The 12,688-nt window shown below is 38.7% G+C and carries 11 protein-coding genes and 3 pseudogenes; 1 reads left to right on the forward strand and 13 read right to left on the reverse strand.

From position 1 onward, the window contains the following. Nucleotides 1-306: 306 nt before the first annotated feature. The 7 genes and pseudogenes from rhuM to ABCM67_RS08865 form a co-directional block, all read right to left on the reverse strand. Nucleotides 307-597 (reverse strand): annotated as a pseudogene (rhuM, locus tag ABCM67_RS08835) (RhuM family protein); the annotation flags it as partial. Nucleotides 598-599: 2 nt separating this feature from the next. Beyond that, nucleotides 600-776, reverse strand: coding sequence for a hypothetical protein (locus tag ABCM67_RS08840; RefSeq protein WP_173740227.1), 177 nt, complete (start codon nt 774-776; stop codon nt 600-602). 20 nt (nt 777-796) lie between these two features. Next, nucleotides 797-931, reverse strand: a complete 135-nt coding sequence (locus ABCM67_RS08845) for a hypothetical protein (protein WP_256163681.1) — start codon at nt 929-931, stop codon at nt 797-799. 221 nt (nt 932-1,152) lie between these two features. Next, nucleotides 1,153-1,362 carry a hypothetical protein gene (locus ABCM67_RS08850; protein ID WP_118752513.1) on the reverse strand — a complete coding sequence of 70 codons (210 nt, stop codon included), beginning with the start codon at nt 1,360-1,362 and terminating at the stop codon, nt 1,153-1,155. A gap of 17 nt (nt 1,363-1,379) precedes the next feature. Next, complete coding sequence (locus ABCM67_RS08855) at nt 1,380-2,225, reverse strand: MerR family transcriptional regulator (RefSeq protein ID WP_173740228.1); 846 nt, start codon at nt 2,223-2,225, stop codon at nt 1,380-1,382. Nucleotides 2,226-2,553: 328 nt separating this feature from the next. Further along, nucleotides 2,554-3,267 carry a pentapeptide repeat-containing protein gene (locus ABCM67_RS08860; protein ID WP_243269331.1) on the reverse strand — a complete coding sequence of 238 codons (714 nt, stop codon included), beginning with the start codon at nt 3,265-3,267 and terminating at the stop codon, nt 2,554-2,556. 281 nt (nt 3,268-3,548) lie between these two features. Beyond that, the gene (locus ABCM67_RS08865; protein WP_256163680.1) at nt 3,549-5,231 is read right to left on the reverse strand and encodes a recombinase family protein; all 1,683 of its coding nucleotides are present in this window, start codon (nt 5,229-5,231) and stop codon (nt 3,549-3,551) included. A gap of 153 nt (nt 5,232-5,384) precedes the next feature. Between ABCM67_RS08865 and ABCM67_RS08870 the strand changes: the two genes are divergently transcribed. Beyond that, nucleotides 5,385-5,864 carry a transposase gene (locus ABCM67_RS08870; protein WP_243269365.1) on the forward strand — a complete coding sequence of 160 codons (480 nt, stop codon included), beginning with the start codon at nt 5,385-5,387 and terminating at the stop codon, nt 5,862-5,864. Here the strand turns inward: ABCM67_RS08870 and ABCM67_RS08875 are convergent. From ABCM67_RS08875 to ABCM67_RS08900, 6 genes and pseudogenes are all read right to left on the reverse strand, one after another. Further along, nucleotides 5,808-8,252, reverse strand: coding sequence for an ABC transporter permease (locus ABCM67_RS08875; protein WP_342992753.1), 2,445 nt, complete (start codon nt 8,250-8,252; stop codon nt 5,808-5,810). The two genes, ABCM67_RS08870 and ABCM67_RS08875, sit on opposite strands and share 57 nt — an antisense overlap. Further along, nucleotides 8,249-8,923: an ABC transporter ATP-binding protein gene (locus tag ABCM67_RS08880; RefSeq protein ID WP_006426335.1), complete on the reverse strand. Its 675-nt coding sequence runs from the start codon at nt 8,921-8,923 to the stop codon at nt 8,249-8,251. Before ABCM67_RS08880 ends, ABCM67_RS08875 begins: the two co-directional genes overlap by 4 nt. Before the next feature lie 177 nt (nt 8,924-9,100). Next, nucleotides 9,101-10,366 (reverse strand): HAMP domain-containing sensor histidine kinase, encoded by a 1,266-nt coding sequence (locus ABCM67_RS08885; RefSeq protein ID WP_173746131.1) that lies wholly within the window; start codon nt 10,364-10,366, stop codon nt 9,101-9,103. After that, nucleotides 10,342-11,027: pseudogene (locus ABCM67_RS08890) on the reverse strand (response regulator transcription factor). The gene ABCM67_RS08885 and the pseudogene ABCM67_RS08890 overlap by 25 nt, the downstream one beginning before the upstream one ends. A 19-nt stretch (nt 11,028-11,046) precedes the next feature. Next, nucleotides 11,047-11,217: pseudogene (locus ABCM67_RS08895) on the reverse strand (tRNA (uracil-5-)-methyltransferase); the annotation flags it as partial. A gap of 425 nt (nt 11,218-11,642) precedes the next feature. Further along, a complete protein-coding gene (locus tag ABCM67_RS08900) occupies nt 11,643-12,680 on the reverse strand; it encodes a virulence RhuM family protein (RefSeq protein WP_110103429.1) in 1,038 nt (345 codons plus the stop codon). Nucleotides 12,681-12,688: the final 8 nt, after the last annotated feature.

Genomic DNA, 12,688 nt, shown 5'->3' on the forward strand with positions numbered 1-12,688 from the left:
ATTTATATTATAATTGCTGTATTTTTTTATTGCAAGGAGTATTTGAGGATTTATGCAGCATCACCTGATCTGAAAAGCTGTTAAGCAATTTTCTTTTTCTCCCAGTCAATCTACTATCCTGCATATGTCAGAAAACATTGCAGTGCCCACCCAAATTTGCATCGTTTTGGAATTTACAGCTTACGACTTCTGTATAAGGAACATGGTATGTTTCAGGGGACTTAATTGATTTGATCAAAGTGCAGTGTTTTATGATATTTGGCATACTGATCAAGCAGATCGCTCCATAATTCTTGGCAACTACATTTTGAAAAATACAATGGATATTTCCGCTTTCGGATCATAATCTATGCTCGTTGCATAACTTTCCAGTACCTGACGATAAAACACTTTCTCGGATGCACGAATATCACGAATATCACGGATTCTCTCCAATAATTCCTTGAAATATCCACCACCACCCAGATTTTTCAAACGATCGTCATCTAAGACAAAACCTTTTCTCATGTATTCTTTTAGAATCCCGGTTACCCAGATTCTGAACTGTATTCCTCGTTTTGATTTTACACGATAGCCAACAGAAATAATAACATCAAGAGTTATTTCTGAATTACAGCACTTATAATATTCATAAATGTTCCCACTGATGCCTTACGATCTTTTAAAGCCATTTCTAATGTGACATTCCCATACACATCCATAACCTGCTCCACTGTCCAAACATCACCTATTGATTCCATTTCATCAATAAAAATTTCTGCTTCACTTTTTGTCATAATACACTTTCTCCCTTCTATCAATCATCGTTTTCATTCTGAGCTGTTGTGGTTAACTCCTTCATTCTTTGTGAGTATGTAGCACCATCAATTTCTTCATCAGCATACTCTCTCATCAACTCATCAATCTGTTCTTTAAGTTCATCTCTGGTCATTTTTTCACCTTCCTCTGTTAGAACGGCATATTACAATGTCTGCAATAATATGCCTTGCTATCTCTCATCTCATGACAATGAGGGCATTCAACCAAGTCCTCTTCTCCATCAGAGGTTCTCGTTCTATGAGTACAGCGAGAACAATAAATTGTACCTCCCTCGTCCCATAGAGTATTCTCATCTTCATTTCCACAATTTGCACATCTCATAACAATTACCTCCTACTTTTTGAATGGGCGAGAGAAAATCTTACCGCCTTCTGAAACAAGTTCCTCCGCATGGTCAGAAACAAACTCTGCCACACTATGCCATTCTTTCTTGAAATGAAAAACCAACTTTCCGTCAATCAGCTTCGTCGGACAAGTATATGTTCTGCCTCCGGAAATAATTTGACACCAATTCAAAATTTTGTTAATTCCTAAAACAAGCATTTCTTTTCCTCCATTCCTTACAGTTCGTATAAATCATCTAGAGAATCAAAGCCTCCAAAGAAAGCTATAGCCCTTGCAATAAATTCAGCCCCTTCTCTTCCATATGTAGCAATGTTTATTTCTCCAATATCACTTCCCTCTAAGAAAAATGGTGCTGTAAATTTTGAAAAGAAAACAGGTATGTATTTTTCTCCAATTTCCTTAGCTGTATCACACTCTGAAAGAAAACAGAACAACTGTTCAACCACAGTCTGTACTGCTTCACTGTTAAAGTCAAGTGACTTCATTCTTGATAATATTTGATAGTAGGCATTTATCGTATATGTGTATTGCATTTCCTTATAATCCCTCATCAAATTTGCAAGAGACTCTAATCTGTCAATATCAATTTCAGAAAGTTCCTGTTCATTAGCATTCTGTGTTAATTCCATTGCATCTAAATAGGAAGCCGCTTTTGGTTCAATATAAAAGTTCCAATTTTCCCTTGAATACTCCATGAACTCGGAATACCTAATGCTACCCACTTCTTTAGTGGTTGGAACTCGACCTGTAAGCTTGATGGTTTTCGCAAATTCTATGAAATTTGTAATGTCATCTCGTTTTCTTTCAAGCTCAACAACTTTCTCTGAGATTGATTTATAAAAATCTGCTTCTGGATTATCCATGAGCTCGCGAATTTCTGCTAACGAGTACCCTACACCTTGAAGAAGTTTTATACTCCATATACGGTCAATATCTTCATCCGAATAATCTCGATATTTTCCACCTTTATTTGGTGGCATTAAACCAAGTCTTTCATAGTTACGTAATGCCTTACGCGAAATTCCAAGATGGTCTTCTACCCATTTAACTTTGTATCCCACTACACCACCTCCTGACACAATCCATTATAAAACATTGCCCTGATGGCAAAGCAATACTTTTTTGTGAATTATTTGTAAAAAAAATCCCTCCGAGACAAAACTGCCTAAGAGGGTGAAAATACTTATTATTTGCTCGAAACCCCGAGTAATCGGGATAGGAAGTTACAATCAATTATAGAGCTCAACAATAATACAACAAAAGATAAAACCGTTAAGATATTACTAATCATAGACATCCCTCCTCGAATACTTGCTAATGTTATGTGTCCTCATTTATACAAGTTAGCATACACCATCACTGGTTCCGGAGCAGGACTTAATTATTATATCATTTTTTATTCCAATTTTCAATTAGCAACATATACGAAAAGACAGTGTACATATTATTCCACTTTTCTTTCTTGCATAGAATCCGACTAAGTGTGTCTATTCCATCGATACCATACTTGTCATAAATTAAGCCAATCGTCCATTGATTTAATTTATTCTTATTCACATGAAGTACCTTAGCATTAAATATCGACTTATTCTTCGCCAATACTAATAATCTGTCCTCAACTAATCTATCAATATTAATCGTCCTATAAGTACGTAAAATTCTGATTCCCGGATTATCAAGATTAAGGTTTTTTGGCTCCTGCAGATTTGTACTAATAAATGTAACATCATCAAATTGAGTTCCTGCAAAATCCACGCCTTTGAGATTACAATTAAAAAATACTACATTCTTTAATCGTGCATTTTTAAATGATGTTTCACGCATGTTGCAATTGAAATAATCCACTCCAATGATATTTGCATCTCGATAATTACAATCAGTCATAATAGAGGCCTGATACTTTACATTATAAAAACGTGCACTTACAAAGCAAAGCTTATGCATATTCGCTTTATAATTGTATTTATTCGAGATACCACTCATCTTTTTATTGCAGTGAGTCAAAGTGAAAAATACAGGTTTCCCCATTTTTGCTCTTATAGAGTTTCTGTTAAACATACGCTTTCTTCTTTTTGCTACTCTTTTTTTCTTTGCTCTCCCCAACGGTATCTTCCTCCTTCCATATCATCTATTCCACTGCCAAGTCTGCCTCTTAGTATCGAGTGGCTTAAACTGCGGTCGGCTCTGGCAACAATCCCGGTGCCACAACCTCTGACATCTAATCCACAGCCTAAACCCTACCGCTATTCTCCGGTTACTCAATTTCTCTCCAGTCAGACCGAAAAGTAGATATGTTTCCATACAAGAAAACCGAGCTTTCCGCAAGGCTTCTTACGATGATACTAACCTTACAAAAAGCCCGGAAATACGCCACTTTTTAGCCTTTATTTATCTTTTCTTGACAGCAAACAGACCGTCTCAACGGTACTTTTGTTGTCCCAACAAAGTTCCTGTGTTTCCCTGTCTCCAAAATACACCGGAAAACGGAACTTTATGTGCTTCAGGAATCTGCCATCTGGCTGCTCCTGCTCATAAATGTCCACCTGTTCCACAAAGCTGTTAAGAAATTCTTTCTTCTCCAGGTCGGTGAACTTATCATATAGTTTATCAAAATATAAAAGAAATTGATAGACGTTTTCTTCTGATATTTTCTGTTGCCGGATATTCAGCAGGCGATTCTTGACTTCTTCTATACTGTTCTCCACGCCTTCAATTTCATCATATAGACGATATAAGCGTGTCTCCATATCCTGATATTTCTTTTCATAAAATTTATCCATAATATCCAGACTGTCCATCTGCTGTCCAAGTCTTGCTTTTGCTCCGGTCAGCTGCCTGTGCTGTTTTTCCAGTCTTTCAATCTCTTTTTCTATTTCTTCTGTATCTATTCTTGAACCGATTTTATTCAGAATTGCTTCTTCAAATTTAGGATTCTTCACCAGCTTCCGAATAACTTCTTCCACTGCATTGTTAATCTTCTCCTCACTCCATTGTTTACGATATCCACATTTATGACCATCTACCAGGCGACGATGTTTGCAGGCATAATAGAAATAATCCTTATATAAAGTTCCGTCTTTCTTTTTCTTTCGGTTCACGTTTCCATACATACCACTTCCACATAATGGGCATCTCAATATTCCGGATAAAATATGCTCATGATCGAGACTATGTGTCTTTTCATATTTCACACCTGTTTTTTCCCGTTTTTGATGTGCCAGCTCCCAGTCTGTTTCTGAAACAATCCCTTCATGGATACCATCGTGCAGCATATAATTTTCCTGCTTTACAATGCGGTATTCATTTCTTGTACCAGAAACTTTCTCGTTTTTCCTTCGTCCATAAGCCAGCTTTCCACAGTATACCGGATTATCCAGAACGCCCTTTATAAATGAAGCGGCAAATGCGTCCAGTGTATTATTCTGTCGTTTTTTCTTTTTGTATCCATGCTGGTTCAGCCATGCAGCAATCGCAGAGATTCCCATATTGGTATGAATAAATTTGTCATAGATCAGACGAATAATCTCTGCTTCGTCCTCTGCAATCTGCAATTCTCCATTTACTAATTCATAACCATACGGAGCAAATCCACCATTCCATTTTCCTTCCCTGGCTTTCTGCTTACGTCCTTCCATTGTCTGAACAAGGATATTCTCTCGTTCGATCTCTGCCACCGCAGACAGAACAGAAATCATCAGCTTTCCACTATCTTTTGAGCTGTCAATTCCATCTTCTACACAGATCAGATTCACTCCAAAATCCTGCATCCTCTGCAAAGAATTTAAAACATCTGCCGCATTACGACCAAATCTGGAAAGCTTGAACACCAGTACAAACTGCACCTCATCTGTTCCATTCTCAATATTATCCAACATTCTCTGAAATTCCGGTCTGCCCTCTACGCTTTTTCCAGACTTACCTTCATCGGAATACTCATTTACGATTTCCATGTTCTGAAATTCCGCATATCTCTTGAGTTTTTCTTTCTGAGCATCCAGACTGTAGCCATCTACCTGCATGGTTGTGGATACTCTGGTATAGATATCACATTTTATCTTTTTATTCACTTTTCCTCCTCTCCTCAGAACATCCCAAAGCAATTTCCAACAATTCCGTTGCAACTTGTGAATTTCTGATACGCATTAAGTTATCCCAGACATCAGCTTTTCCAAGTAGATTCATCCCGCCATGCCATGTACGACATTTTGAATCAATTTTACTTGGATATCGAGATTTCACATATTTCTACCAATGAGACAGAGCTTGCCAAGAAAAACCTGAATCATTTAAAGCGCATGAATATCAAACAGCCGGTATTAGTCATTTTTGACAGGGGGTATCCATCCATAGAATTTGTTGACTTTCTGGAAACGGAAAAGATCAATTACTTATTCCGTCTATCCTCCAATGATTATAAATTTGAGCGCAACAATATGGTATCCACTGACGAAGCCGTTATTTTGCGGCATACCCATCAGCAATTAGAGAAAATAAGGAAAAGACATCCTGATCGTTTCGAACATATGAAAGAAAAAGTAAGTACACATACGCGAATTATGACCTCCATACTTCCTTCCGGAAAAGAATTGGCACTTATGACAAATCTTCCCTTTGAAATCTCCCAGAAAGAACTGGAGGATTTGCTATCCCTGATACCTTATTCTTTCTACCAGCGTTTCCTTTTTCAGATTACTGCTTAAAACGCAGGAAAGTACAATCTGCAACAGACCGACCAAAAAAATCATAATAAAAATTGGTACGATTGGAACATGATAGATATTCATTCCAAATATTCCATTATGTTTTGCATAGGAAAAAAGTGCATAGCCGAGCGGCAGACCAATGATCAAAGCTACGCATATGGTACCAACCGTAAACATCATTCCCTGTAACTGCAGACATAAATTTAATTGTTTATTTGTCATACCCACAGCCTGTAATACACCATATTCCTGCTTTTTTGTCGTAATATTCATGATTATGGTGTTTGCCATATTCATAAAACCGATGAGTCCTACAACCGCCATAAACAGATAACAGCCAAGCTTCATCATGCGAGCTGTGAATTCTGCAGATTGTAACTGTGCATGATAGGTATCCATTTTTATATGCGAAGTATTAGAAATCAAAGTATTCAGACTCTGTTCCACAGATGCAACATCTTTTTTATCACAGTCCACCCACAGATAGCCATAGGCTGTTCCCCTCGGATTCATGGAACGGTATACACCTTCCGGAATGACAAGATAAGTGTCCGCGCTTACAAAGGATCCTGCAATCTTTCCCTGATAGGTATAGGTTTCACTTCCATTCTCAAAGTCAAATGCAATGGATTCACCCGGAGCATATCCATCTTGTTCCATCCACATCAACCAACCAAAGAAAATTTCACCATTCTTTACCGCCTGATCATAGTCCATAGAGCCAATATCCCCGTCTTGGCGCATAAAATCAAAATCATTTTTACTCACAATATCAGCCGGAAATCTTGTTCCGTTCAGATTTACAGAGACAATCTCTCTCGTCATGACATCTGTCACTCCTGGAATGCTTTTGATTTCTTCAATCATTGAATCATTCAATGGATTATCCGTCAGAATCGTATCCAGATTATTCTCCGGATATCTTTCATCGTACTCAGCAGAATAGTCAAGCTGCAGTTCAAATTGTCCATGATTAACGGAAAGACGTGCTTCATGCTCCGTATCAATATTTCCTACATAATTAGAGATAATCACAAACAATGCGCAGGAAAGCCCCAGTGTGAGGATGGTACCAATGGTTCTTTTTGGATTACCCGTTATATTTGCCATTGCCATAGAAAACACGGTGACATTTTTTCTGCCATTTCGTTTTCCTTTTTTGTGTGTTTCTGCATTTTCTAAATACCGTGTTGCTTCGATAGGTGAAATCCGTGAAACAATTTTCATTGGTTTACGCAGCGCCAAAGCAACGGTAAAAAATGACACGAAAATACATAGAAGCATAACAGGCAGGGAAAACAGTGGCATCTGCTGATTTTGGACTCCCATAGAGCCAGTTCCGGTTGATACAAGTTTTCCCTGTTCTAACAGCCAGTTAAAACCGCATTTTGCAATCAGAAAACCAAGAAGCAATCCAACTGGTATTGAAGAAATTGTCAAAAACATACCCTCTCTGAAGATCAGTTGTTTCATCTGCTTTTTTGTCGCTCCCAGAGCCTTGATTTTTCCATACTCCTGTATCTTGTTGGCAATACCGACCTGAAAAATATTATAAATGACCACAACAGAGAAAAGTACAATTGCAAGAATCAAAACCCCGCATACCGCAATCGTTTCATAACTCGGCTGCAAGACCCATTGCAAATAGAGATCATTGACTATAACGTTTTTTTCTTCGATCCCACAAGCTGCTGCAATCTGCTTTATAACCGAATCAATATTATTCATAGATACATTTGCAGAATCATTTAAAGTAAAATAAATATTATACTGTCTGTCATTCTCTGCGACGTGCTCATCATAAAACTCCTGTGACCCGAAAGCAACATAAGATGCCTCGATGGTATACTCATCCCGATCATATAGGATTCCGCTGACAACAAATTCTTCCGGCTTATATTCTGACTGCATCCCTGCGCGGTAATCCAGTGTAACCGTATCTCCGATCTTTACATCACCATACCCCATTGCACGAAAAAATGCTCTTCCTGCGGCAATTTCCTGCATTTTTTCCGGATACTTTCCTTCCTTCAACTCATATTCTTTATTATAAGGAAGCATTTTTCTTGCAGTCTCATCCATGCAGACAAACCCGCCTTTTTCATTGCCTTTTATGATACCTTCGGTGCACATAGTGCCTGTAGCATCTATTTCCGCACGGCGGTTTACTTCTTTTAACTGCGATCCGTCTGCGGAAACAAACAGACCATAATTGCTTCCATATGATCCTGCCGCCTGACTTTTCTGTAAATGAATTACCCCATTTCCCACAGTACTGATGATAACAAGCAGCATCGTGGTCAGACAGATTGCCATCATGATCAGTATACTTCTTGTCCTGTTCCTTTTGTCATTGCTATATGCAATCCTGCTTATTGTCTTCATCTGAAATCCACCACCTGTCCGTCCTCAATCACCAGAATACGGTCAGCGACCTGTGCAATTTCGTCATCATGGGTAATCATTACAATTGTCTGTCCATATTTTTTTGCTGTCATCTTAAGCAGAGCGATTACCTCATCACTGGTCTTAGAATCAAGATTTCCTGTCGGCTCATCTGCAAATATAATTTCCGGACGATTCACCAGTGCTCTTGCAATTGCTACTCTCTGCTGCTGTCCTCCGGATAACTGATTTGGCAGATTATAAATCCGGTTTTCAATCCCCAGAGTTGCAATAATATCATTTACATACGCTTCATCCACTTTTCTTCCATCCAGCCCCAGTGGCAGTACAATATTTTCCCAGACATTAACAGATGAAACCAGATTAAATGCCTGAAAAACAAATCCGATTTTTCTTCTGCGGAAAACAGCAAGGGCATCTTCCTTCATCCTGTATAAATCTTTCCCTGCTAAAGTAACACTGCCTTTTGTCGGGGTATCAAGCCCTCCAAGCATATGAAGTAATGTACTTTTACCGGAACCTGACTTTCCAACAATTGCGACAAATTCTCCCTGCTCAATCTGAATGTCCACCTGATTGACCGCTTTGACCTGATTCTCACCTGCGCCATAAAACTTACAAAGCTGCTTGGTTTCTAATATCACACTCATGTGTTGCCTCCTTTTCAATTCTGTAAAGCGTACCTTTTCAGCACGCTTTCTTTGCCTGTTTATATATTTGGTCATTTTTCAACCTACATCCAAATTGTATCAGGACAATCTTTCATTTCACTTTCAAAAAACGAGCAGAAATCTTACAGAATTGTAAGATTTCTGCTCACTTAAAATTTAACCAACATATGGTAATTGAATCACAAACATGCTTCCTTTTTTCTTTTTGCCGGAGGTTACCGTAATCGTACCTGCGTGTTTTTCGATAATTTCTCTCGATAGAAAAAGTCCGATTCCTGTACCACTCTTTTCCATGACCTCCTTGGAACTTCCTCTGTAAAATCGTTGAAAAATTTTGTGATACTCATTCTGCGGAATACCAATTCCCTGATCCTCAATTTCCATTCTTACAAGATCGTTTCTTTTTTGTAACCGGATAAATATTTTTGAACCACACGGACTGTACTTGACCGCATTATCCAGAACGTTGATCACAGCTTCACCAAGCCACCTTTTATCCTGCATAATCGTGCATGTTTCCAGCTCTTTTTCATAGTCAAAAACGAATTCAATTTCTTTCTCATCCGCTTTAGGATAAGTGCGGTTCACAGCAGATATGACAGTATCCATAAGCGGAAGTTTTTTCTTATTAATCTGAATCAGTCCAGTTTCCATCTTGGATATTTCAAGAAGCGACTGCAATAATGTCTCCAGTCCATCCAGAGCACTCCGACAACGGATACGAAACTCCTCCTGTTCTGTGGCACTTAAGTCATTCTGCATCAGCACACTAAAACATGTATCCAAAGCTGCAACCGGTGTCTTTAACTGGTGAGAAATATCAGAAACCATTTCTTTCGTGTTCTCCTTTTCTGCCCTTGCTTCTTCCTTTATCAACTGAATATGATGTCCGATTGCTTCAAGCTGGTCATTCAATTTTTCCAGTTCTGCATGATTTTCCGTTTTCAGTAAATCATCAAATTTATTTTCACGGAATCTGATCAGAATTTCTTCCAACTGGTCTAAAATTTTCTGATGACACGCATCTTCTTTTTTCTTCCAATAAAGTAAAAAAGTCAAAAGAAGCACGCATATCACAGTGCTTACAGCACCGGTCACCATAACCTGATGCCGGAATTGCGAATAAAATGCATTCCCTTTATTCCCCCAGTATCCATATTGCTCCAATAATCGCCTTCCCTGTTCGTTAGTTTCAATATCCTTATCCTTAAGCAATTCCGAAACAGCATCCAGCCCGGAAAATTCTTCCTTTGCAGCAATCTCTGTCATAAGATTCATTTTATATTTATAATCTTCATAAAACACATACGTGGTAAAGCAATTTAATATTGCAAACACTAATATGACCGGCAATACCAAAGACAAGGCTGATGTGAGTTTCCTGTGATATCTCTTTGTCACTGCCTTACCTCCTGATTCCATATATACCCAAGACCTCTGATATTCTTTATATAGACCGGTGCAGCCGGATTGTCTTCGATTTTCTCACGGAGTCTTCTGATATTGACAGCGATTGTATTTTCATCCACAAAATCCCCTTCCAGATCAAACACATTTTCCAATATTTGTGTTTTTGAAAGAATCTTTTTCGGATTCTGAAGAAAAAAAGTCAGCATTTTCAACTCCGTTTTTGTCAGACTGATTTCACGACTCTTTATCAGGACTTTCATTTCTCCTGCGATAAATACGATATCTCCCGAAATCATCTTTCCAGCTTCCGTTTTCTCCTGTCTGCGACGGAAATATGCTTCTATTTTCAAAAGAAGTACCGAAAGACTAAACGGCTTGGTAATATAATCATCCGCCCCTGCTTCATATCCCATAACCTGATCCATCTCCTGATCTAGTGCTGTAAGGCAAATAATGTATGTATTATAATTGCATCTTATCCACCTTACAAATTCCAGTCCATTCCCATCCGGAAGATTCACATCACAAATGGTAACATCCACATTATTATCATTTGCAATTCTTTTCGCTTTTTTGATTCTGCTGAAAAAACCTCATATCCGGATTTTTTCAGTGAAAATGTAATTCCACGATTTAAATTTTCATCATCTTCAACCACGAGTATACCTGGCATAGCATCTGACCTCTCTTTATTAACTATTCATCTTAAAATGCTTCAATGCCTCCACAATTGCACTCTCTTTATCTTCTGGACACTGCGGTTGCCTGCTATCTTCATTTTTAGGTAAATTATAATTCTTTCCAACCTCAATTCCGCATTTTCTCTTTACCTGTGAGATATACAGATTGGAAACCTTCATGCCGGCTTTTGTTTCAGTTGGGACAAAAGAACCACAGTCTCCACATGGCTCGATAGGTCCGGATTGATGTCGGTCATCGGGAACCTATCCAGACTAATATGGTATGTACCAAAATATCTCCGTTTGTTTGCGGAAACATATCTACAAATTCTGTAGCAGAAAATTCTTGATACATTCCGCTATCCATATCACAGCCTAAACCTCGCCTGTTCACGGAAAAAGTTCAACTTTTTTATTCGTTTCTACTATTATAGTGATTCAAACATAAAAGTCAAATTTTGCAAGGAACCTCCATCGCCTCAACCTTGTCCGTTCTTCCTACAAAAACAGGTCAACAGCTATTTTTCGTCCTAACTGATAGCCAGGTTTCCATGCACTCGACCTTATCATACCTGAAAATCCAGCATTGAAAGAGAGGACCGATCCTATTACTTCTTCGCATTCTCTTCCAGTTCCAACATGTATTTATCAAAGTCAGACATGAACAATCTGTCCTGAATAACACGATACTTTTCAAATTCAGTCTCGGCTTTAGCCTTGGCAATCTCTGCCGTGATCTTTCCTGCATCCTGAAGGACCTCTCTGTCATCAGCCATCAGGAATAGATCCAGACGCTTTGCCCAGTCCTCCATTGTCATCGGAATGTAACGTTCTGCACGATCCTCGGCCAGATCCAGATAAGCAGAAACGATACGCTCTAATGAACGCATTTCCTGCTCTGAAAGATAATTCTTCGCAACACTCACATCACTTTTTACAATCTTTCCTTCCGGTGCTGCTGCCCACGTGGTCAGCCCCATATGTGGCTTATCAGCATCTGCTCGCTCATAAATCAACTCTGCTGCCGTATGTCCGTGAACTGCATAATGCATCTTGTTCTGCACCTTGGCAAAAAACTGCTTTGTTGTTTTGGATGTGCGGTCGTAATCAAGAGCTGTAGCATAGATGTCCGTTATCTTCTGATAGAATCTACGCTCAGATAAACGGATCTCACGAATCTGCTCAAGCAAACGATCAAAATATTCTGTTGTAAGCACTGATCCACCATTTTTTAGACGTTCGTCATCCATAACCCAGCCTTTGATGGTGTAGTCCTTGGCAATTTGATTGACCCATTTACGGAACTGAACCGCACGCTCTGAATTTACTTTAAAGCCTACTGCAATAATCATCTCCAAGGAATAGTGATTTGTGCTGTAGCTTTTTCCGTCAGCGGCAGTTATCCGAAATTTTCGGATAACTGAATCCTCTTGTAATTCGCTATCACTGAAGATTTTTTTTACATGATAATTTATGGTGCGAACATCCACATCGTACAACGTGGCCATCATCTTCTGTGTCAGCCATATATTCTCATCCTCATAGCGCATCTCAATGCTGTCCTGCTGATCACCGACAGAAGCAACATAAGTCAAATATTCTGCAGCGCTGGAACGGATGGTTATTTCATCTTTTTTCTTTTTCAAATAAGAGA

The organism is Blautia sp. 2227st1_G12_2227SCRN_220401, assembly GCF_039062885.1.
GTDB classification, from domain to species: Bacteria; Bacillota; Clostridia; order Lachnospirales; family Lachnospiraceae; genus Blautia_A; species Blautia_A fusiformis.